This window comes from Streptomyces hygroscopicus subsp. hygroscopicus (assembly GCF_030269125.1).
Classification (GTDB): domain Bacteria; phylum Actinomycetota; class Actinomycetes; order Streptomycetales; family Streptomycetaceae; genus Streptomyces; species Streptomyces hygroscopicus_C.
In genome coordinates this window covers 123,527-143,485 of sequence record NZ_BSSM01000010.1, presented here as the reverse complement: position 1 = coordinate 143,485, position 19,959 = coordinate 123,527, and the positions used below count along the sequence as shown (strand labels likewise).

22 protein-coding genes are annotated in these 19,959 nt (G+C 72.6%); 7 read left to right on the top strand and 15 right to left on the bottom strand.

From position 1 onward, the window contains the following. Positions 1–46 precede the first annotated feature (46 nt). Positions 47–907 carry a dihydropteroate synthase gene (gene folP, locus QSK45_RS22510; protein WP_285559634.1) on the top strand — a complete coding sequence of 287 codons (861 nt, stop codon included), beginning with the start codon at positions 47–49 and terminating at the stop codon, positions 905–907. Here the strand turns inward: folP and QSK45_RS22505 are convergent. Together QSK45_RS22505 and dapE are read right to left on the bottom strand one after the other, a co-directional pair. Then, a complete protein-coding gene (locus tag QSK45_RS22505; RefSeq protein WP_285559631.1) occupies positions 904–1,680 on the bottom strand; it encodes an LOG family protein in 777 nt (258 codons plus the stop codon). The two genes, folP and QSK45_RS22505, sit on opposite strands and share 4 nt — an antisense overlap. A 106-nt stretch (positions 1,681–1,786) precedes the next feature. Continuing rightward, complete coding sequence (gene dapE, locus QSK45_RS22500) at positions 1,787–2,866, bottom strand: succinyl-diaminopimelate desuccinylase (RefSeq protein WP_285559630.1); 1,080 nt, start codon at positions 2,864–2,866, stop codon at positions 1,787–1,789. 97 nt (positions 2,867–2,963) lie between these two features. Between dapE and QSK45_RS22495 the strand changes: the two genes are divergently transcribed. Beyond that, positions 2,964–3,953 carry a VldE C-terminal domain-containing protein gene (locus tag QSK45_RS22495; protein ID WP_285559625.1) on the top strand — a complete coding sequence of 330 codons (990 nt, stop codon included), beginning with the start codon at positions 2,964–2,966 and terminating at the stop codon, positions 3,951–3,953. A 290-nt stretch (positions 3,954–4,243) separates the two neighbouring features. Next, the gene (locus QSK45_RS22490; RefSeq protein ID WP_285559623.1) at positions 4,244–4,663 is read left to right on the top strand and encodes an ATP-binding protein; all 420 of its coding nucleotides are present in this window, start codon (positions 4,244–4,246) and stop codon (positions 4,661–4,663) included. Positions 4,664–4,720: 57 nt separating this feature from the next. Here QSK45_RS22490 and QSK45_RS22485 read toward each other — a convergent pair whose 3' ends face one another. Together QSK45_RS22485 and fdxA are read right to left on the bottom strand one after the other, a co-directional pair. Then, the gene (locus tag QSK45_RS22485) at positions 4,721–5,815 is read right to left on the bottom strand and encodes a bifunctional succinyldiaminopimelate transaminase/glutamate-prephenate aminotransferase (RefSeq protein WP_285559621.1); all 1,095 of its coding nucleotides are present in this window, start codon (positions 5,813–5,815) and stop codon (positions 4,721–4,723) included. Positions 5,816–5,935: 120 nt separating this feature from the next. Beyond that, positions 5,936–6,256, bottom strand: coding sequence for a ferredoxin (gene fdxA / locus QSK45_RS22480; RefSeq protein WP_014674796.1), 321 nt, complete (start codon positions 6,254–6,256; stop codon positions 5,936–5,938). A gap of 140 nt (positions 6,257–6,396) precedes the next feature. Between fdxA and QSK45_RS22475 the strand changes: the two genes are divergently transcribed. Beyond that, positions 6,397–7,416 (top strand): GNAT family N-acetyltransferase, encoded by a 1,020-nt coding sequence (locus tag QSK45_RS22475; RefSeq protein WP_285559614.1) that lies wholly within the window; start codon positions 6,397–6,399, stop codon positions 7,414–7,416. 29 nt (positions 7,417–7,445) lie between these two features. Beyond that, the gene (locus QSK45_RS22470; protein ID WP_285559612.1) at positions 7,446–8,312 is read left to right on the top strand and encodes a SirB1 family protein; all 867 of its coding nucleotides are present in this window, start codon (positions 7,446–7,448) and stop codon (positions 8,310–8,312) included. Positions 8,313–8,327: 15 nt separating this feature from the next. Here the strand turns inward: QSK45_RS22470 and QSK45_RS22465 are convergent, their stop codons facing one another. The 11 genes from QSK45_RS22465 to QSK45_RS22415 form a co-directional block, all read right to left on the bottom strand. Beyond that, entirely contained in the window at positions 8,328–8,942 is a 615-nt protein-coding gene (locus QSK45_RS22465; protein WP_285559610.1) for a response regulator transcription factor, read from the bottom strand. Further along, positions 8,939–10,132 (bottom strand): sensor histidine kinase, encoded by a 1,194-nt coding sequence (locus tag QSK45_RS22460; protein WP_285559935.1) that lies wholly within the window; start codon positions 10,130–10,132, stop codon positions 8,939–8,941. Before QSK45_RS22460 ends, QSK45_RS22465 begins: the two co-directional genes overlap by 4 nt. Before the next feature lie 5 nt (positions 10,133–10,137). Beyond that, positions 10,138–10,875 (bottom strand): ABC transporter permease, encoded by a 738-nt coding sequence (locus tag QSK45_RS22455; RefSeq protein WP_285559608.1) that lies wholly within the window; start codon positions 10,873–10,875, stop codon positions 10,138–10,140. Next, positions 10,872–11,801 carry an ABC transporter ATP-binding protein gene (locus QSK45_RS22450; protein WP_285559607.1) on the bottom strand — a complete coding sequence of 310 codons (930 nt, stop codon included), beginning with the start codon at positions 11,799–11,801 and terminating at the stop codon, positions 10,872–10,874. The genes QSK45_RS22455 and QSK45_RS22450 overlap by 4 nt, the downstream gene beginning before the upstream one ends. Positions 11,802–11,949: 148 nt before the next feature. Then, a complete protein-coding gene (locus tag QSK45_RS22445) occupies positions 11,950–14,163 on the bottom strand; it encodes a hypothetical protein (protein ID WP_285559606.1) in 2,214 nt (737 codons plus the stop codon). Between the two features lie 198 nt (positions 14,164–14,361). Continuing rightward, positions 14,362–14,754, bottom strand: coding sequence for a DUF6113 family protein (locus tag QSK45_RS22440; RefSeq protein ID WP_285559933.1), 393 nt, complete (start codon positions 14,752–14,754; stop codon positions 14,362–14,364). Between the two features lie 35 nt (positions 14,755–14,789). Continuing rightward, entirely contained in the window at positions 14,790–15,650 is an 861-nt protein-coding gene (mshB, locus tag QSK45_RS22435) for an N-acetyl-1-D-myo-inositol-2-amino-2-deoxy-alpha-D-glucopyranoside deacetylase (protein WP_285559605.1), read from the bottom strand. Between the two features lie 10 nt (positions 15,651–15,660). Next, positions 15,661–16,356, bottom strand: a complete 696-nt coding sequence (locus tag QSK45_RS22430) for a hypothetical protein (protein ID WP_285559603.1) — start codon at positions 16,354–16,356, stop codon at positions 15,661–15,663. A gap of 153 nt (positions 16,357–16,509) precedes the next feature. Then, positions 16,510–17,130: a Uma2 family endonuclease gene (locus QSK45_RS22425; RefSeq protein WP_285559601.1), complete on the bottom strand. Its 621-nt coding sequence runs from the start codon at positions 17,128–17,130 to the stop codon at positions 16,510–16,512. Between the two features lie 49 nt (positions 17,131–17,179). Beyond that, positions 17,180–18,088, bottom strand: a complete 909-nt coding sequence (locus QSK45_RS22420; protein ID WP_285559599.1) for a helix-turn-helix domain-containing protein — start codon at positions 18,086–18,088, stop codon at positions 17,180–17,182. A gap of 219 nt (positions 18,089–18,307) precedes the next feature. After that, positions 18,308–18,784 (bottom strand): ATP-binding protein, encoded by a 477-nt coding sequence (locus tag QSK45_RS22415; RefSeq protein ID WP_490993601.1) that lies wholly within the window; start codon positions 18,782–18,784, stop codon positions 18,308–18,310. Between the two features lie 106 nt (positions 18,785–18,890). Between QSK45_RS22415 and QSK45_RS22410 the strand changes: the two genes are divergently transcribed. Beyond that, entirely contained in the window at positions 18,891–19,751 is an 861-nt protein-coding gene (locus QSK45_RS22410) for a helix-turn-helix domain-containing protein (protein WP_285559598.1), read from the top strand. Continuing rightward, positions 19,748–19,957, top strand: a complete 210-nt coding sequence (locus QSK45_RS22405) for a DUF397 domain-containing protein (RefSeq protein WP_285559596.1) — start codon at positions 19,748–19,750, stop codon at positions 19,955–19,957. The genes QSK45_RS22410 and QSK45_RS22405 overlap by 4 nt, the downstream gene beginning before the upstream one ends. Positions 19,958–19,959: the final 2 nt, after the last annotated feature.

Below are 19,959 nucleotides of genomic sequence, written 5' to 3'. Positions count from 1 at the left end.
CACTGGCGGTCGCAGTGCCGGACGTACGAGGAAGAGGTCACAGCGGATGCTCAGGCTGGGCAGGCGGGAATTCGGACCGCACGAACGAGTGATCATGGCGATCGTGAACCGGACCCCCGACTCCTTCTACGACCGGGGGGCGACGTTCCGCGACGAGCCGGCCCTGGCGCGCGTCGAGCAGGCGGTGGCCGAGGGCGCCGCGATCATCGACATCGGCGGGGTGAAGGCGGGCCCCGGCGAGGAGGTCTCGGCCGAGGAGGAGGCGCGGCGCACGGTCGGCTTCGTGGCGGAGGTGCGGCGCCGGTTCCCGGACGTGGTGATCAGCGTGGACACCTGGCGGGCCGAGGTGGGCGAGGCGGTGTGCGAGGCGGGCGCGGACCTGCTGAACGACGCGTGGGGCGGCGCGGACCCGGGCCTCGCCGAGGTCGCGGCGCGCCACCGGGTGGGCCTGGTGTGCACGCACGCGGGCGGTGCGGAGCCGCGCACCCGCCCGCACCGGGTGACCTACGACGACGTCATGGCCGACGTCCTGGACGTGACCGTGGGGCTCGCGGAGCGCGCGGTGGCGCTCGGGGTGCCGCGGGAGTCGGTGCTGATCGACCCCGGGCACGACTTCGGCAAGAACACCCGGCACAGCCTGGAGGCGACGCGGCGGCTGGACGAGATGGCCGCCACCGGGTGGCCGGTGCTGGTGTCGCTGTCCAACAAGGACTTCGTCGGGGAGACGCTGGACCGGCCGGTCAAGGAGCGGCTGATCGGCACGCTGGCGACGACGGCGGTGTCCTCGTGGCTCGGGGCGATGGTCTACCGCGTCCACGAGGTCGCCGAGACCCGCCAGGTGCTCGACATGGTCTCCTCCATCGCGGGCCACCGCCCCCCCGCGGTGGCCCGGCGCGGTCTGGCCTAGGGCGCGGTACCCCGGTCCCGGGCGGCCTCCTTGGAGACCAGGGCCACCGCCTCTTCCACGTCGTCGGTGACGTGGAAGAGCAGGAGGTCCTTCTCCATGGCCTTTCCGGTGGCGACCAGGGTGTTCTTGAGCCAGTCGACCAGGCCGCCCCAGTACTCGCTGCCGAAGAGGACGATCGGGAAGCGGGTGACCTTCTGGGTCTGCACCAGGGTCAGCGCCTCGAAGAACTCGTCCAGGGTGCCGAGGCCGCCGGGCAGCACCACGAAGCCCTGCGCGTACTTCACGAACATCATCTTGCGGACGAAGAAGTAGCGGAAGTTCAGGCCGATGTCGACGTAGGGGTTCAGCCCCTGCTCGAAGGGCAGCTCGATGCCGAGCCCGACCGAGACGCCGCCCGCCTCGCAGGCGCCCTTGTTGGCGGCCTCCATCGCGCCGGGGCCGCCGCCGGTGATCACCGCCCAGCCGGCCTGCACCAGGCGCCGGCCGAGCCGGACCCCGGCGTCGTACTCCGGCGAGTCCACCGGGGTGCGGGCCGAGCCGAACACACTGATCGCGGGCGGCAGCTCGGCCAGCGTGCCGAAGCCCTCGATGAATTCCGACTGGATGCGCAGCACCCGCCAGGGATCGGTGTGGACCCAGTCGGAGGGGCCGCCCGCGTCCAGCAGCCGCTGGTCGGTCGTGCTCCGCGTCACCTGGCCCCGCCGCCGGAGGACCGGCCCGAGCCGCTGCTCGTCCGGCGGCTGCTTCTTCCCTTCGGGGTTCCCGGTAGGCATGTGCGCTCCCTCCGCTTGCCGGTGGTTCGTCCTCAGCCTAGATCTACGCGGGTTACACAGGGGGGACCTACGCGTGTCCGCCAGGCGTGCGCCACGCGCGGCGGGGTCACGCGGTGAGCCAGCCGCGCAGCCGCTCCTCGGCCGCGAGGATCTTGGCGGTCTCCACGCGCTCGTCCCGCTTGTGCGCCAGGTGCGGGTTGCCGGGGCCGTAGTTGACCGCGGGGATGCCGAGCGCGGCGAAACGGGAGACGTCCGTCCAGCCGTACTTGGGGCGGGGGACACCGCCGACCGCCTCGATGAAGGCCGCCGCGGCCGGGTGCGAGAGGCCGGGCAGCGCGCCGCCGCTGTGGTCGTCGATCACGAACTCGGCCACCCCGCAGTCCGCGAACACCTCGCGGACGTGCGCGATCGCCTCCTCCTCGGTGCGGTCGGGGGCGTAGCGGAAGTTGACCGTGACCACGCACTCGTCGGGGATGACGTTGCCCGCGACGCCGCCGTCGACGCGCACGGCGTTCAGGCCCTCGCGGTACTCCAGGCCGTCGATCACCGGGTAGCGGGGCTCGTAGGCCGCGAGGCGGGCCAGGATCGGCGCGGCCGCGTGGATGGCGTTGGCGCCCATCCAGGAACGCGCCGAGTGCGCCCGCTCGCCCTCGGTCCGCAGCAGCATCCGCAGGGTGCCCTGGCAGCCGCCCTCGACCTCGCCGTCGGAGGGCTCCAGGAGCACCGCGAAGTCGCCCTCCAGCCACTCCGGGTGCTCCCGCGCGACGTGCCGCAGCCCGTTGAGGTCGGCGGCGACCTCCTCGTTGTCGTAGAACACGAAGGTCAGGTCACGGTTGGGGGCCGGGACGGTGGCCGCGAGGCGCAGCTGGACCGCCACGCCCGACTTCATGTCGCAGGTGCCGCAGCCCCACAGCACGCCGTCCTCGTCGAGGCGCGAGGGCACGTTGTCCGCGATCGGCACGGTGTCGATGTGCCCGGCCAGGACCACCCGCTCGGCGCGGCCCAGGTGCGTGCGGGCGACCACGTTGTTGCCGTGGCGGTCCACCGTCAGGTGCGGCAGCGCGCGCAGCGCGGTCTCGATCGCGTCGGCGAGGGGCTTCTCGGTGCCGCTCTCGGAGGCGAAGTCCACGAGCCGCGCCGTGAGCGTGGCGGCGTCCAGCGTGAGGTCAAGCGAGGTGTCGGCCATGGCCCCGACCCTAGCGCGCCGCCGCGGGCCGCCCGGGTCGCGCGCGCGGCAGCGGACCACTGGTGAGGGACGGTGATCACTCCAGTACCTTGTACGCGTGTCACAGCCCCCCACCCGCCCCGAGCGCCGCGGCCGTCTCCTCCGGTTCGGCGCGGCCCTGTTGGTCCTGTGCGGTGTCGCCGCCTACCTCGTGGTGCAGTACGTCACCGGAGGCGGCGGATCGCACGGCTGCAAGGTGGTCTCGGCCACCGGCGACGGCCCGTCGTACGAGTTCACGCCCGAGCAGGCGGCGAACGCGGCGACGATCGCGGCCGTCGGCACCGGCCGGAACATGCCCGTGCGGGCGGTGACCATCGCGCTCGCCACCGCGCTCCAGGAGTCGGGGCTGCGCAACATCGAGCACGGCGACCGGGATTCGCTCGGCCTGTTCCAGCAGCGGCCCTCGCAGGGCTGGGGCACCGAGCGGCAGATCATGGACCCCGCGTACGCGGCCGGGATCTTCTACGCCCATCTGGCCAGGGTGCCCGACTACACCGATCTGCCGCTCACGGTGGCCGCGCAGAAGGTGCAGCGCAGCGGCTACCCGGAGGCGTACGCCAAGCACGAGCCGGACGCCGAGCTGCTGTCGGCGGCGCTGACCGGGCAGGCGGCGGCCGCGCTGACCTGTGACGGGCGCTTCGACCCGACGGCCGGGGCGATCGGTCCGGACGCCGTACGGGCCGCGCTGGTGCGGGACTTCGGGCGGGACGCCCTCCAGGAGACCGGCGCGGAGGTGGGCGGGGCGCCGGTGCCCTCGCCGTCGCCCTCGCCGAGCGTGACCGCGACGGCGAACGGGCGGACCGTGTCGGTGCCGGTGCCGCTCGGCACGCGGACGGACGCGAGCGGGCGCGACGAACGGGAGCGAGGGTGGCAGCTCGCGCAGTGGGCGGTCGCCAACTCCTCGGCGCTGCACATCCAGCGGGTGGCGTACGCGGGGCGGGTGTGGACCGCGGGCAGCGACGGCGGGGCGTGGCAGCCGGTGCGCTCGCAGGGGGCCGCGGGCGCGGAGAAGTCCGTGGGCGTTGTCCGTATCGTGACCGGACAGTAGTACGGCGGATCGCGCCGACGGGTGACGTCGGCGTTTCACGAGCGACCATACGGGCGAGTGGCGGACCTCGACCGGAATCCCTTGGGGCCCAAGGGGCGGAAGGATTCTGCTGGGCATTCCCGCGGACGTCCTTTGCCCGTTTTTATCCACACCTGATAATGCGATGCGTTATCCGTTCTTTACCTGGGGCGTCCGCAACCTTCGGGGGCTTCGAGCGGTAGTCATGGCGTCCGAGCCCGGTGCCGGGTCCGGACGACAGAGATCGTTCTTCTCCCGTCGAATGGAGCATCATGTCCCTCCCCCTGACCCGCCGGATCGCCCGTGCCGCGCTGCTCGTCGCAGCGGGAGCGGCCGCCGGGGTCGGTGCGGCCGGCTCCGCCGGTGCGGCCACGAACCTGCCGGCGGCCACTCCGAACCTGAGCGGCCTGACCGCGCTGGACGCGGCGCACGTCGGTGACACCGTCGACGGTGCCGCGGAGCACGTCACCACGCTGGCGGGCGACACGGGCGGCAACGCCGTGGAGACGGCCGTGCCGGCCGCGGGCAAGACGGCCGGCGGCGCCGTGAAGAAGGCGGCCCCGGCGGCGCAGCAGGCCGCCGGGGGCGCGGCCGCGGCCGCGGGCAGCGCCCTCGGGGACGCGGCGTCCGGCGCGGCGAAGGGCGGCCTGCCGACCTCCGGCCTGCCGATGCAGGGCCTGCCGCTCACCTGAGCCGGATCAGCCCGGTGAGCGGGGCCCAGGGATCGTCCCCTGGGCCCCGTCGGCGTTCTAGCGCAGGCGCGAGACGGCCGCCTGGACGCGTTCGTCGGTCGCCGTCAGGGCCACGCGGACGAAGTGCTCGCCCGCCGTGCCGTAGAAGTCGCCGGGGGCGACCAGGATGCCCAGGTCGGCGAGGTGGGCGACGGTGGTCCAGCAGGGTTCGTCGCGGGTGGCCCACAGGTAGAGGCTCGCCTCGCTGTGCTCGATGCGGAAGCCGTGGGACAGCAGGGCCGAGCGCAGCGCCTCGCGGCGGGCGGCGTAGCGGGCGCGCTGCTCGTGGACGTGGGTGTCGTCGCCGAGCGCGGCCACCACGGCGGCCTGGGTCGGGGCGGAGGTCATCATGCCGCCGTGCTTGCGGATCTCCAGCAGCGGGCCCAGGACGGCCGGGTCGCCCGCGACGAAGGCGGCGCGGTAGCCGGCCAGGTTGGAGCGCTTGGAGAGGGAGTGGACGGCCACGACGCCGTCGTACGAGCCGCCGTTGACGTCCGGGTGCAGCACCGAGACCGGGTCGGCCTCCCAGCCCAGCTCCAGATAGCACTCGTCGGAGACGACCAGGACGCCGTGGCCGCGGGCCCAGGCGACGATGTCGGTCAGCTCCCGCCGGGACAGGACCTTGCCCGTCGGGTTGGACGGGGAGTTCAGCCAGAGCAGCTTCAGACCGGTCGGGTCGAGGTCGCGGGGGTCGTCGTACGTCTCGTACTCCGCGCGGGCGAGCCGGGCGCCCACCTCGTACGTCGGGTACGCCAGGCGCGGGTAGGCGACCCTGTCGCCGGGGCCGAGGCCCAGCTGGGTCGGCAGCCAGGCCACCAGCTCCTTGGAGCCGACGACCGGCAGGACGTGCCGGTGGGTCACCTCGCGCGCGCCCAGGCGCCGCTCCAGCCAGCCGCAGATCGCGTCCCGCAGCGCGGGCGTGCCCCAGACCGTCGGATAGCCCGGCGAGTCGGCCGCGTCGACCAGGGCCTTCTGGACCAGCTCGGGGACCGGGTCGACCGGGGTGCCGACGGAGAGGTCGACGATGCCGTCCGGATGGGCCGCGGCCGTCTTCTTGTACGGCTCCAGCTTGTCCCAGGGGAAGGTGGGAAGCCGGTCGGAGACTGCGGACACGATCAGTGGCTCACTTTCGTCTGGTGCGGCAAACGCCTCGGTCCCGTGCGGCGGTGATCAGGCGATCGGGGCCGTACGGCACCGAGGCGGCGCGGTGCCGGCCGCTTGGGCGCTAAACGGTCACTCGCCCTGCGGCGGCAGCGCGGCGACGAAGGGGTGGTCACGCTCGATCAGCCCCAGCTTGCTGGCGCCGCCGGGCGAGCCCAGTTCGTCGAAGAACTCGACGTTCGCCTTGTAGTAGTCCTTCCACTCCTCCGGGACGTCGTCCTCGTAGAAGATCGCCTCGACCGGGCAGACCGGCTCACAGGCACCACAGTCGACGCATTCGTCCGGGTGGATGTACAAGGACCGCTGGCCCTCGTAGATGCAGTCGACCGGGCACTCCTCGATGCACGCCTTGTCCTTGACGTCGACACAAGGCTGCGCGATGACGTAGGTCACGCTGTCGTTCCTCCTCGATAGGGCGCTGGCGGGCCTCCTCAGGCTCCGCCGCCTGGCGCGCGGGAGCGCGGCGTCGTCGATGCCCGCCCCTAGTATCTCCGTTCCGGAGCATGATCCGAACAGGAGGGGTGAACTGACCGGTGGAAATCTCGGCACAAGGACGCCTGGAAGTCCGAATCACCCCCGCTGACGTGGGGAAACGCGTCTCCGTACGACGGTTGAGCGAACCCGGTGCGGCGCGGGAGAAGTTCACCGACACGGTGGGCGTTCTCACATCTTGGGATCATGGCGTGCTCATGATCACACAGCGGGGCGGCACAAGTGTCCGGTTTCAGGAAACCTCGCTCGTGGCGGGCAAGGTCGTACCGGCCGCCCCGGCGCGCCGCCGGGGTCCCGCGGCGAGCTACGAGGAGCTGGCGCGGGTCGCCTCGCGCGGGTGGCGTCCGGTGGAGAGCGAGCGGCTCGGCGAGTGGGAGCTGAGGGCCGCCGGAGGGTACACACGGCGCGCCAACAGCGTGCTGCCGCTGGGCGATCCCGGGTGCCCGCTCGACGCGGCCCTGACGGCCGTACGACGCTGGTACGGCGAGCGTGGGCTGCCCGCGTACGTCCAGGCCGCGACCGGCGCCGAGGGCACGCAGGAACTGCTGTGCGCGGAGCTGGAGCGGCGCGGCTGGGCGCGGGAGGTGACCACCGAGGTGTGGACGGGCGCCCTGGTCCCGCTCGCGGACCGGGCCGGGGACGCGGAGGTGGTCCTGACCCGCGAGGCCGACGAGGCATGGCTCGCGCGGTACCAGCGCAAGGGGGTGAGCGAGGTGGCCCTGCGGGTGCTCACCGGTGGGCCCTCGGTGTGGTTCGCCTCCGTGCCCGGCGCGGCGGGCGCGGCCCCGGCGGCGATCGGGCGGTGCGTCGTGGACGGACGGTGGGCCGGCTTCGCCGCGGTCGAGGTGGCTCCCGAGCGCCGGCGGCAGGGGCTCGCCACCGAGGTGATGGCCGCCCTCGCCCGCCGTGCGCTGGACGAGGGCGCCTCGGCCGCCTGGCTCCAGGTGGAGACCGACAACGAACCCGCGAAGGCCATGTACGCCGGCCTGGGCCTCACCCGGCACCACGCGTACCACCACTTCCGTGAGCCGGAGGAACGATCCGCCCACGACCAGTCGTAAGAACCCCTCCGGAAGGGCAAGAGCCTGCCATGCAGCACCCGTACCTGCCTCCCCCGTACCCGCCCCCGCCCGAGCGGTCCGCCGAGCTGCGGGCGCGGTTCGCCGAGGAGGCGCGGGCCGAGCGGCCGGACCTCGCGGCGCTGTGCCTGCTGATCGGCGCGGAGGCGGACGGCGCGCTGGACGAGGCCGGGATCGACACCGCGCAGGCGGAGCTGGACCGGCTCGCGGGCGAGCTGCCGTACCGGCCCGGCGGGCCGCGCGCCTGGGCGGAGGCGGTGCGGCGGCTGCTCGGCGGGCGCTACGGGTTCCACGGCACCCCCGGCGACTACCAGCGCCTGGAGTCCTCGCTGCTCCACGAGGTGCTGCGGCGCCGGCGCGGGCTGCCGATCCTGCTGTCGGTGGTGTGGCTGGAGGTCGCCCGGCGGGCCGGGGCCCCGGTGTACGGGGTCGCGCTCCCGGGGCACTTCGTGGTCGGGTTCGGAGCCACCGGCGAGCAGGTGCTGGCCGATCCGTTCGAGGGCGGGCGGGTGCTGACCGGGCCGGACGCCGAGCTGCTCGTGGTCGGCGCGACCGGCGCGCCGCTGGACCCGGGGATGCTGGAGCCCGCGCCGCCGCTGGAGGTCGTGCAGCGGATCCTGAACAACATCCGGGCATGGGCCGCGGCCCGCCCCGAGCGCTCGGACGTGGCGCTGCGCGCGGTGGAGCTGGCGCTGCTGATCCCCGCCCACCCGGCCCGGCTGCGTTACGAGCGCGGGCAACTGCTGGTGCAGCGCGGACAGTTCACGGCGGGAGCGGACGAACTCGACGCGTACGCCGAGCTGATCGAGGTCGTCGACGAACCGGCCGCCGAACGGGTGCGGCAGCAGGCCCGCACGGCCCGCGCCAAGCTCAACTGACCTCCTCGGGAGGTTCTACAGCCAGCCCTTCTCCCGCGCGGTGCGCACCGCCTCCGCCCGGTTGCGGACGGCGAGCTTCTGGATCGCGGTGGAGAGGTAGTTGCGGACCGTGCCCTGGGACAGGTGCAGGGCCTTGGCCAGTTCGGCGTTGGTGGAGCCGTCGGCCGCGGCGCGCAGCACCTCGCGCTCGCGTTCGGTGAGCGGGTTGGCGCCCTCGGCGAGCGCGGCCGCGGCCAGCGTGGGGTCGATGACCCGCTCCCCGGCGAGCACCTTGCGCACGGCGGCGGCGAGCTGGGCCGCGGGCGCGTCCTTGACGAGGAAGGCGTCGGCACCGGCCTCCATGGCGCTGCGCAGATAGCCGGGCCGCCCGAAGGTGGTGAGGACGACCAACCTGACCCCGGGGAAGTCCCGGTGGACCCGTGCCGCGGCCTCGATGCCGGTGCAGCCCGGCATCTCGATGTCCAGCAGCGCCACGTCCACGTCGTGCGCCCCGACCGCAGCGAGCACCTCGTCCCCGCGCGCGACCTGCGCGACGACCTCGATGTCGTCCTCCAGGCCGAGCAGCGCGGCCAGCGCCTCGCGGACCATGGACTGGTCCTCGGCCAGCAGGACCCTGATCGTGCGCGTCATGCCCCGGATCCTATGTCCCCGGCGGGAGCCGCCGGCACGCGGGCGACGAGCCGGAATCCGTGCTTGACCCGGCCCGCCTCCAGGGTGCCGCCGGCCTTCTCCAGGCGCTCGGTCAGCCCGGTCAGCCCGTTGCCGAAGCCCCCGCTGCCGCCGCCCGACCCGTTGTCCTCGACGGCGAGTTCGAGTATCGGCCCGTCCAGCGTCTGGCGACGCGCGAGCCGTACGGCGCACCGGTCGGCGCCGCTGTGCCGCACCACGTTGGTGACCGCCTCGCGCAGCGCCCAGGCGAGCGCGGACTCGGCCTCCCCGGGCACGCCCGCGAGGTCGGGCTCGGCCGGTATCTCGGCGGCGACGCCCGCGGCCGTGAGGGCCACCTGGGTGCCCGCCAGCTCGACGGCGAGCCGGGGGCGCCGGTAGCCGGTGACGGCCTCCCGGACGTCCACCAGGGCCTGCCGGCTGACCTGTTCGATGTCGGCGACCTGCTGGGCCGCCTTGTCGGGTTGTCCGGGCAGCATCCGGCCCGCCAGCTCGCTCTTCAGCGTGATCAGGGAGAGCGAGTGGCCCAGCAGGTCGTGCAGGTCGCGGGCGAGGCGCAGCCGCTCCTCGTTGGCGGCGAGTTGGGCGACGGTGGCCCGCGCCTTGCGCAACTCCACGGTGGTCCGCACCAGTTGCCCCACGCCGACCATCGCGAACCCGATCAGCACGACCAGCGGCAGCAGGTCGTCGACCGCGTACGCCCCCCAGCGCAGCCCGACGAGGTACATCACGAGGCCGCAGCCCGGAATCGCCCAGCACGCGGCCCGCAGCGGCAGGGTGGCCCCGCAGGCCACCGAGAGGTAGACGAACAGCCCGCTCCACCGGAGGCCGAGGCAGTACATCAGGACGGGCGCGAGGACGGCGAGGACCGCGAGCAGCGAGGCCACGGCCCGCGGCGAGAAGGGCTGCCCCATCTGCCGGAAGACCAGCGCCAGGTACGCGACCACGAAGGCGGTGAGGCCGATCGCGCCCGCCACGGTGCCGGCCGGGGTGTGCCGGCCGCCGGCCAGGTCGCCGACCGGGGAGCTGAGGAAGACCAGCCAGACGCCGATCCACAGCACCTTGACCAGCACCTCGCGCCGGCCGTGCGGGCCCTGCCCGATCCGTACCCGCGTCTCCGGCCGCGCCCCGGCCGCCTTCGGGTCTTCCGTCATGGTGCTCACGCCTTCAGCGTGTCCTTCCGGTACAGCCAGGCCGCGCCGCCCGCGAAGAGGACGAAGTACCCGGCGAGGACGACGACGTCTGTGGTGTGCGGGGCCCGGCTCTCCTCGACGGCCCGGCCCAGCGCGGCGTACGCGTGGGTGGGCAGCCATTCGGCGATGTCCTGGAGGAACCGCGGGAAGGTGGTCGACGGCATCCACAGGCCGCCGAGGATCGACAGGCCGAAGTAGACGATCATCGTGACCGGGCGGACCGCGTCCCCCGAGGCGAGGTAGCCGATGGCCACGCCGAGCGCGGCGAAGACCAGGCTGCCGGCCCAGATGACCCCGGTGAGCGCGAGCCACTGCCACGCGTCCAGGCGTACGTGCTTGATCACGGCGGCGGCCAGGAAGACCACCACGATGGACGGCAGGCTCACCACGGCGGCGCCGGCGGTCTTGGCGAGGACGTAGCCGCGGCCGGGCAGCGGGGTCAGCCGCAGCTGCCGTACCCAGCCGCTCTCGCGTTCCTTGGCGATGCGCTCGCTGTTGCCCATCAGCACGGCGGTCAGGGCGCCGAAGGAGGCCATGGACACCATCATGTACGTCGCCAGCGTCAGGCCGGTGCCGTCCATCCTGGTGTCGTCGGCGTTGCCCGCGATGATCAGGAAGAGGACCGCCGGGTAGAGCACCGAGAAGAACAGGAACTTCTTGTTGCGCAGCGCGCGGGTCAGTTCGAGCCTGATGAGACTGTTCACGACTGCCTGGCCTCCTCGGCCTCCGTGATCGCGACGAACGCCTGCTCCAGGCCGAGACCGGCGACCTCCAGGTTGCGGGGGTAGACACCGAGGCCGTAGAGGGCGTGCACGGTGGCGTCGGCGTCGGCGGACTGGATGCGCACGGTCCGGCCCGACACGTCGAGGGCGGTGAGGAACGGCAGGGCGCGCAGGGCCTCCGCGTCGACGGTGCCCTCCAGGTCGAAGGAGACGCGCCGGGCGCCCGCCCGCGCCTTGATCTCGGCGGCGGTGCCGTCGGCGAGCAGGCGGCCGCGGTGCAGCACCAGGACCCGGTCGGCGATGGCGTCGGCCTCTTCGAGGTAGTGGGTGGCGAACAGGACCGTACGGCCCTGGTCGGCCTGCTCGCGCATGGTGGCCCAGAAGGCCTGGCGGGCGGAGACGTCCATGCCGGTGGTCGGCTCGTCCAGGATGATCAGGTCGCTGTCGCCCGCGGTGGCGAGGGCGAAGCGGACGCGCTGGGCCTGGCCGCCGGAGAGCTTGTTGACCTTGCGGTCGGCGATCTGCGCGATGCCCGCGCGGGCCATCACGTCGGACGGCTTGTACGGGCGCGGGTGCAGGGAGCAGGACAGCCCGACCAGTTCGGCGACGGTGACGTCGTCCATCAGGCCGCCGCTCTGCAGCATGGCCCCGACCCGCCCGGCCACGATCGCCTCGCGGGGGGTGGTCCCGAACACGGACACCGTGCCGGCGTCGGGCTGTCTGAGGCCGAGGAGCAGGTCGAGGGTGGTGGACTTGCCCGCGCCGTTGGGCCCGAGCAGGGCGACGGTCTGCCCGGGGTGCAGTCGCAGCGAGAGCCCGTCGACGGCCCGCACCGTCCCGTACGCCTTGGTCACCTGGTCGAACCCGACCACCTCGGTGGAGGTGGCCGGTGCCGCTGTCGTTGTCATGGCGTCCATGGTGGCGGGGCGGGGGTGGCGTCCGGCAGTGTCGCGGGTCCTGGGTGCCGGATGACAGATGTCATGGGGATGGGGTGACATACCCGCGAGGGGCGCCCGGCGGCATGCCGGGCGCCCCTCGAAAGCCGTACGGGCTCCCCTAGTTCGGGTTGGTGCTGATCACCGCGACGCGGTTGGTCGTGCTGGTCAGCGCCTGACGCATGGCCAGGTAGACGTCCTGGGGCGTGACCGGCGTCTTCTTGCCGTTGCCCCGGGTGATCAGGACGCCGTCGAAGGCCTGGCCGTAGAGCTGCTTCAGGGCCGGGTAGTCGGGCTTGTCGGTCAGCTTGCCGTCGACCGCGGCCACGCCGAGGAACTTCCACAGCGACTTCTGCGGGCTGAACAGGACCGAGTGCGCCGCGTCGGTGCGCACGACCACCGGCGCCGACATGGCCGGCTTCGCGAACTCCTTCAGCTCGCGGTCCACCTCGGCGTTGGAGACCGCCGGCTGCCGGTTGGCGGTGGGCACGGTGACCGGCGACGAGTCGCCCGTCTCCACTTCGGTGCGGTACGCCTGTTCGATCGCCTGGGTCGAGCGGGCCACGTCGATGGCCGTACCCGCCTTGCCGTAGACGGCGACGGCCTTGCCGGCCTTGAACTCGATGCCGCCCTCGACCACCGCGCCGGAGCCGGAGCCGCCGCCCGCCTGCTGGAGCGCGGCCTGGAGCTTCTCCTCGTCCACCGGCATGACCGGCTCGACCACGCGCTGCCGGCCGAAGAGCGTGCCGACCACGGAGACCGGGTTGTAGTCGCTCCGGGCGGCCTCGCTCGCGGTGGCCTGGAAGTCGAACTGGAGACCGGCGTTGGCCGGGGTGAGCGTGACCGTACGGCCGCCCACGGACAGCTTCAGCGGCTTGGCCACCCGGGTGCCGAACGCGTCGTCGAGCTTCTTGACGGCGTCGTCGCGGGTGCCGCCGCCGATGTCGACGCCGAGCACGGTGGTGCCCTTGGGCACGTCGGTGTGGTTCATCAGCAGCCCGGCGCCGTAGACACCGCCCGCGATCACGACCACGCCGGCGCAGAGCAGCACCAGCTTGCTGCGGCCCTTCTTCTTCGGCTTGGCCGCCGCCTTGGGCGCGGCCGCGGCCGGTTCGGGCCTGGGCGCCGCCGGGGCGGCCGGACCACCCGCGGGGCCGCCGGCCGGACCACCGGCGCCGAACGGGGCGCCGTTCGCGCCGGGGACGACCGGGATGCCGCTGGTGACGGTGTGTCCCGAGACGTTGTCCGGGGCCCGGTAGCCGGGCGTGCCCGGTTCGGGGGCCGGCTTCTGCGGAGTGAGGATCGCGGTGTCGTCGCTGAGCCCGCCACCGGGACCGAGACCGCCGCCCGGGACACCCGCCGGGGCGCCGGCCGGTCCTTCGAGGTCGGCGATGTCCGCGAGGGCGCCGCGCGCAGCGCCCTGATGGCCGTAGGGGCCCTCGGCGCCCGGCCGCAGCGGGCTGTCCCCGGTGACCGGACCGCCGGTCGGCCCCGCGGGCCCCTGCGGGCCGTGCTGACCGCCGTGACCGCCGGCGCCGTTCGCGCCGCCCGCGCCCGCGGTGCCCCCGAAGGGCTCGTGGCCGCCCGCGGGACCGTTCTCCGAGAAGTACGGCAGATCGTCGCGGCGCGGCTCGCCGCCCGCTTCCGAGGCGCGGGAGCCGCCGCCCAGCGGGCCCGCGGCCAGCGCCTCGGTGACGTCGAAGGAGCCGGTGCCGCCGCCGTGTCCGGGGGCCACGGGGCCGCCGGTGGCGCCGGGCAGGCCCGAGCCGCTCGTCCTGCCGGGGGTGCGGCCGGGCACGCTCATGGAGCCGACCACACCGCCGGGGCGACCGGCCGCGCCGTTCGCTCCCTGAGCACCCGCACGGGCGCCCGGCGCGCCGGCGGGAGCGCCGGAACCCCCGGCGTTCTTGGGCCCGTTGGCACCCGCGCCGCCCTTGGCGGGCGCGCCCGCCTTGCGGGGCGCGAACCAGTCGCTGGTCTTCTCCTCGGCCTGGGCCGCGGGCTCGGCGGGGACCTCGGGGGCGGGCGCCGGGGCGGCCGGGGTGCGCGTCTCGGCGGCCGGCTTCTCCTCCCGGGCGCCGTCGGCGGACTCGCCGTCCGCGACGGGCTTGCGCACCACGACCGGCGGGATGGGCCGGGACCCGGGGATGTTGATCCGGATACGGGTCGTCAGCGTGGTCTCGGTCTTGCGTTCCTCGGACCGCGTGCCCGAACGGCCCGCGCCCGTACCGTCGCCGGAAGCCATGGGGGTCCCGTACGGCGGGGTGCCGGACGGGTATGCGGCTCCGCCGCGCCCGTTGGGCCCGGAGGACGGAGTGTCAGTTTCACGACTCAAGGCAGGTTCTCCCAGTTGGCTCCGCCGCCCGACACCGGCCTCACTGCTTGGACGGTCCCCCCAGCTCGAACGAGGTCGAGCGCGTGAGGGAGGCTCGGCGGCGCGCACCACCATACTGGCCGCTTCTGGCCTTCATCCCCTGACCGCTGAGGAAACCCACACCCAACTCGCACGTGGGCCGCACCGGAAAGCGGTACGTCACTTGCCAAGTCGGGCGGAGCCGCCGCGCGGTTGCCACCCCGCGCCGAGCGTGGCACAGATCACAGCCAGGGCCATGCCGCCGAACAGGAAGAGATAGGAGCCGCCGCCCGCGCCGAACAGGAAGTCGCCCTCGGGGCGGGAGGCGGTGAGCAGGATGACGGTGACGATCCAGCCCGCGGCCGGGGCCATCGCGCCGCCCCGGGACCGGGTGGTGTACGCCCCGCCGAGGAACGTCCCGACGGCGCCCGCGAGGGCGAGCAGCAGCCCCCCGGGGAACCAGGCGGCCTGCACCAGGGCCCCGGCGGCCGCGACGACCGCGCCGAGCAGGAAGAGGCCGACGTACGCCGCCGCCCGCCCCGGGGTCGGCGGGCGCAGCGGCTGGGCGAGCATCGGGCCCGGGGTGCCGGTGCGGCCCCCGGCGCCGCTCACGGGGCCTCCTCGACGGCGATACCGGCGAACAGGTCGGTCTCACCGGGAACGGCGGTGCCGCGCACCAACTCGAAGTATTCGGTGGTGAACAGCGGCTGGGCCAGCTCGTTCGACAGGGCGAAGCAGGACCCGGCCACCTCGACCTGGGTGGCGTGCGCGCGCATCGCGGCGGTCTTGGCGGCGGCGTGCGCGGTGCCGTCGACGGCGGTGGTGACACGCGCGTCGTCCACCACGCCGGGTACGTCGTCGAGGGCCGCGCTCTTCTCGAAGGGCAGGGACGGCAGCTCTTCCTGGAGCCGGGCGAAGGCGTCCTCGGCGACGGAGCGCGGGGTGCGGATCCAGTAGACCTTGTCGATGACGTGCCCGCGCTCGGCCGCGAGGTCGACGGCGCGCATGGCGACGCGGTGGGCCTGGATGTGGTCCGGGTGGCCGTACCCGCCGTTGTCGTCGTAGGTGACGAGGACCTGGGGGCGGACCTCCAGGATGACCTCGACGAGGTGTCCCGCGGCCTCGTCCACGTCGGCCTGCCAGAAGCAGCCGGGGTCCTCGTTGTCGGGGATGCCCATCATCCCGGAGTCGCCGTAGCGGCCCGCGCCGCCGAGCAGCCGGGCGTCGGTGACCCCCAGCTCGGCGAGGGCGGCGGCCAGCTCACCGCGCCGGTACGCGCCGAGCGCCGCGCCGGTCAGGTGCCGCAGTTCGGGCGGGATGGACTCCCCCCGCTCCCCCAGGGTGCAGGTGACCAGGGTCACCTGGGCGCCCTCGGCCACGTACTTGGCCATGGTGGCGCCGTTGTTGATCGACTCGTCGTCCGGGTGCGCGTGCACCAGGAGAAGACGCCGGGCTGGCAGTTCCGTCATGGGGACCAGCCTACGAGGCGGCCGGGCCTCCTTCGGTCACCTCCTGGTCTTTGCTGTCGAGAACGTGAGCGATGGCCAGTGCGATGCGCTCGATCCAGTCGATGGCGTCCGTCACCTCCGCCTCGTCCATGGGGCGCCGCTGTTTCAGGTCGCCGTCGATCAGGTCGGCGTCATGCGCGATTTTGTTACGTCGCCGGGTGATCTCCAGATAGCGGCTGCGGAGCTTCTTCTCGTTGAATGTGGTGCGCCCCTGGAAGAATTCCTTGTTGACGCATCCCGCCGCCTCATACCAGACTTTCTTTTCCGTTACGAGTTTGAGTACTTCGGAAATCTTTCCGGGATGCTGGAGCGCCTGTCCCGACAGCTTTTCCCTCAGGTGCTCGACCACGGCTTCGGACAGGGCCACATCGCCACGCCGCACAGCCTCGACCGTGTGCAAAGGCAGCTCGTAGACCCGGAGCTGGTACGGCATCTCAGGACTGTCCTTGGCCGCCAGCTCGGCGACCCGGCGCAGGACCTCCTCGTGCAGCCAGTGATCGATGGCCGCGACCGCCTGAACCCAGGCCGCCCGGTAGAAGTCGTCGATGTCGATCGTCGGAGACCTGAAGGGCGTGAGCATGGCACCCGCTTTGACCATGCGCCGGGCGTAGGACAGGTTCGTCATGAACGCCTCGAACTGCCGTGTCTGCGGTCTGGAAATGGCCATGTGCTACCCCGGGAGAAATCTTCGCGACGATCTTGACGATCTTTACGAGAACGATTCCCCTGACGTAGGGGGGTCAGTCAAGCCAGGGCCTGCCACCTCGGACCAAGGTGGCCGAAACCGGCTCCTCCGTATCCGGAAAGACGCTCTTCGGCTTCAGGACCGGGGCTCCGGCTCGGCGCCCTCGTCCTTGTAGCGCGGCAGGCCGTCCGTCGAGATGGTCCAGTCTGCGATGGTGACGTCCTCGCCGTAGACGAAGTCCTTGCGGGTGGCGTAACGGGGGCCGCTGGGGGTCGGGTGGATGTCCGCGAAGACGGCACCGGTGCCGGTGCGCGGGTCGAAGATCGCGTAGGCCGGGATGCCGATCAGGGGATAGTCGCGCATCTTGGTGACCCAGTCGTTGTCCGGGTTGGACCGGGAGACGATCTCGATGGCGGCGATGAGCGTACGAGGGTCGAAGGACCCCTCTCCTTCCATGTCCGCCTCGGCGATCACCATGATGTCAGGGCGGCGCATGATGCCTTCCGGCTCCACCTCCACATCGGGTTCGCCCGTGTGGGCCACGATCTCCTCGGGCATGACCTTCTCCAGGCGTTTCCGGAGACGCAGCGCGGTGAGCTCGTGCGGCCGGACAGGCGACATCATGTCGAGGACGATCCCTTCCTTGGTGATCTCGAACTTGCCGGGGAGGGTGCCGTCCGTGGACTCCACGAAGTCACGCATGGCCCGGTAGAGGTGGGAGGCGCCCTGCTGCGCGTTGTCCGGGGCGATGGTCATGGCGCTCGCTCCTCGTCTGTGCCCGGGGGCAAGGATCGTCACGTTCATGTTAGGCGGCCTCCGGGAGATCGGTTCGGCAGTCGCGGCAGCGGCCGGGAGCGGGCGCGCGGAAGGGGCGGTCGCAACCGTCGCAGGTCTGGAAAGGGTGCCGTACGGGCTGTGGGGCGGCCGGAGCCCGGAACGGCGGTGGGGGTGGCAGCTGGGCGGCGAGGCGGTGGGCCAGAAGGGCGGCGGGGCGTCGTAGCCCCTCAGGTGGCAGATCGGTGGTCAGTACCCCGCGCACGGCCGCGGGGCTGACGTCGCGCTCCAGCCAGGCGGCGACGCCGGGGGCCAGATGTGCCGTGTCCTTCTCCGAGAGGAGCAGGCCCGGGTCGTGGCGGCGCAGATCGACGAGGAGGTCGGCGGCGGCCTGGAGGGCGGCGGGGGCGGTGCAGGCCGGCTGGGGTACGGCGGGGAGGGGCTTGGGGGCGGTGCGGGGAGGGCGCTGTGCCGGTGCCGCCGCCGGTCGTGCCGGCCGCCGGGTGGGGCAGCCGGGCCTGTCGGGATGGTGGCGCTGGGCTGTCGGCTGGTTGCACGAGATGGTGCGCGTGACGATACGGCCGCCGGGGACGCGGGAGCGTTCGCGGCGCAGGTAGCCGTGGGTCTCCAACTCACGCAGGGCGGCGGCGATCCGGGTGGCGCCCTCGGGGAAACGGGCGGAAAGGGTCTTGATGTCGACGCGGGCGCCCTTCGGCAGCGACTGGATGTGGCAGGCCAGACCGATCGCGAGGAGGGAGAGGTCGGGGTGCTGGACCAGGTGGTTGCCGATCACCGTGAAGCGGGTGGTGTGGCGGGTGTTGTCGTGGGTGAGCCCGCCGGAGCCGGAGCGTGCGGCGGCTTGAGGGCCCCGGTTCGGGTGCTTGTTGCCGCCAATGCCGGACTGGGCGCGCGGGGGCGCGCTAGGGTTCTGGGTATCCATCGGGAAGTTGCCTCTTCCTCGGTGGTCAGGCCCTCGCACTGGGATTGCCTTCCCGGCGAGGGCCGTCGCATGTCTGCGGTGGTGTTGCGCTGAGCGTATGGGTAGCTGGGGCTGTGAAATCCAGCTGACGCAGGCATATTCACCCGGCCGAGTGAGCGACCGGCTCGGGCGGGAGGGGTGGGGTTTGGTGGGTTCCTTTTCCCCGTCCGTTCTTGGCTTTCAGCCGCCGGTGTCACCGGAACCCGTGGGGGCGGGTTCCGGTGTCTGAAGGCACAGTTCGGCCCAGATGGTCTTGCGCGGGAAAGGGCCCTCGGCGACATCCCAGCGGTCGGCGAGCGCGTCCACGATCAGCAGGCCGCGACCGGACTCGGCGTGCGCGTCCGGTACTTGGAGCTCGGGCAGACGGTCACCGCGCGTGTCGGCGACTTCGATGCGCAGAGTGTGGCCGACAACGTAGAGGGTGAGGCGGAAGCTGCGGCCGGGCAGGCGGCCATGGGTGGCGGCGTTGGCGGCCAGTTCCGCCACGATGTGCGTCGCGGACTCCGACGGAATTCCCCAGCTCCGGAGCTGGTCGGCCGCGAGCAGCCGGGCCAGGCGGGCTCCGCGTGGGGTGGAGGACAGCAGGACGGTGAAGTAGGGGGCGGCGCTGCCGAGTTCGACGTTTCGGGCGCTGGGGTCGGCGAATTTCTGATTCACGTCACTCAGAGTGGCCGACTACGCCTACCGTGATGAGTGATTACGCCGTTGCGTACGGTGACTGTCCGGTGGTTGTCCGGAGCGTCGGCACGTGTCAGGAGGGGTGATGACGGACGAACTCAAGGGCGAGTCAGACGAGCCGGGTTGGGAGGTGGATCCGGATGACGAGTGGGGCGTCGCGGTCATCGCCACGGTGGGACGACAGTTGAAGCTGCGCCGGGAGGCGGCGGGGATGAGGGCCGGCGAGTTCGGCAAGGCCATCGGCTACGGCGAGGACCTGATCTACAAGGTCGAGGGCGGGAAGCGGATCCCCCAGCCCGGGTACCTGGACAACGCCGACAGGGTTTTGAGGGCGGGTGGGCTGATCTCGGCGATGAAGGAGGACGTGGAGAAGGTCCGGTATCCGAAGAAGGTTCGGGAACCGGCCGAGCTGGAAGCCAAGGCTGTGGAGATGGGGGTGTACGTCGGACTCAGCATCCATGGCCTGTTGCAGACGCCGGAACATGCGCGGGCCCTGTTCGAGGTGTCCCAGTCCGCCTACTCAGAGGCCGAGCTGGAACGCCTGGTGGCCGCGCGTACGGGCCGTAAATCGATCTTCGAGCGGGATCCGGCACCGATGCTCAGCTTCGTCCAGGAAGAGGTGACACTACGCCGAAGGGTTGGAGGCACAATGGTGTGGCGTCAGCAGCTCGAACACCTGCTGGAAGTGGCTGAGCTACGCCATGTCACCCTTCAGGTGATGCCGACGGACTCTGGTGCCCATCCCGGGCTGAGCGGCAAGATCGAGGTGCTGAAGTTCGAGGACGGGACGGCAGTAGGCCGCTCCGATGGAGCGTTCAACGGCCGCCCGACTTCCGATCTGAAACAGCTCCGCATCCTTGAGTTGCGGTACAGCACCATCCGGGCTCAGGCTCTCTCCCCACGGGAGTCGCTGGCCTTCATCAAGCAACTGCTGGGAGAAACATGATTCGCGAGCCCGCTGCTGGTGGCACCTTCGAGCCGGCGTGGTTCAAGAGCAGTTACAGCGACGGGCCCGAAGGCGACTCGTGTGTCGAGGTCGCCATAGCGCCCCGCACCATCCACGTCCGCGACTCCAAGAACGTCGAGGGCCCCCGGCTCATGCTGGCGCCGGGGGCCTGGGCCCACTTCGTGTCGTACGCGTCCGAAGACTGACC

Excerpts from the sequence above, each read along its gene's own strand:
- folP (WP_285559634.1), top strand. The coding sequence starts at position 47 with ATGCTCAGGCTGGGCAGGCGGGAATTCGGACCGCACGAACGAGTGATC.
- QSK45_RS22505 (WP_285559631.1), bottom strand. The coding sequence starts at position 1,680 with ATGCCTACCGGGAACCCCGAAGGGAAGAAGCAGCCGCCGGACGAGCAG.
- dapE (WP_285559630.1), bottom strand. The coding sequence starts at position 2,866 with ATGGCCGACACCTCGCTTGACCTCACGCTGGACGCCGCCACGCTCACG.
- QSK45_RS22490 (WP_285559623.1), top strand. The coding sequence starts at position 4,244 with ATGTCCCTCCCCCTGACCCGCCGGATCGCCCGTGCCGCGCTGCTCGTC.
- QSK45_RS22470 (WP_285559612.1), top strand. The coding sequence starts at position 7,446 with ATGCAGCACCCGTACCTGCCTCCCCCGTACCCGCCCCCGCCCGAGCGG.
- QSK45_RS22465 (WP_285559610.1), bottom strand. The coding sequence starts at position 8,942 with ATGACGCGCACGATCAGGGTCCTGCTGGCCGAGGACCAGTCCATGGTC.
- QSK45_RS22460 (WP_285559935.1), bottom strand. The coding sequence starts at position 10,132 with ATGACGGAAGACCCGAAGGCGGCCGGGGCGCGGCCGGAGACGCGGGTA.
- QSK45_RS22450 (WP_285559607.1), bottom strand. The coding sequence starts at position 11,801 with ATGACAACGACAGCGGCACCGGCCACCTCCACCGAGGTGGTCGGGTTC.
- QSK45_RS22440 (WP_285559933.1), bottom strand. The coding sequence starts at position 14,754 with ATGCTCGCCCAGCCGCTGCGCCCGCCGACCCCGGGGCGGGCGGCGGCG.
- mshB (WP_285559605.1), bottom strand. The coding sequence starts at position 15,650 with ATGACGGAACTGCCAGCCCGGCGTCTTCTCCTGGTGCACGCGCACCCG.
- QSK45_RS22430 (WP_285559603.1), bottom strand. The coding sequence starts at position 16,356 with ATGGCCATTTCCAGACCGCAGACACGGCAGTTCGAGGCGTTCATGACG.
- QSK45_RS22425 (WP_285559601.1), bottom strand. The coding sequence starts at position 17,130 with ATGACCATCGCCCCGGACAACGCGCAGCAGGGCGCCTCCCACCTCTAC.
- QSK45_RS22420 (WP_285559599.1), bottom strand. The coding sequence starts at position 18,088 with ATGGATACCCAGAACCCTAGCGCGCCCCCGCGCGCCCAGTCCGGCATT.
- QSK45_RS22410 (WP_285559598.1), top strand. The coding sequence starts at position 18,891 with ATGACGGACGAACTCAAGGGCGAGTCAGACGAGCCGGGTTGGGAGGTG.
- QSK45_RS22405 (WP_285559596.1), top strand. The coding sequence starts at position 19,748 with ATGATTCGCGAGCCCGCTGCTGGTGGCACCTTCGAGCCGGCGTGGTTC.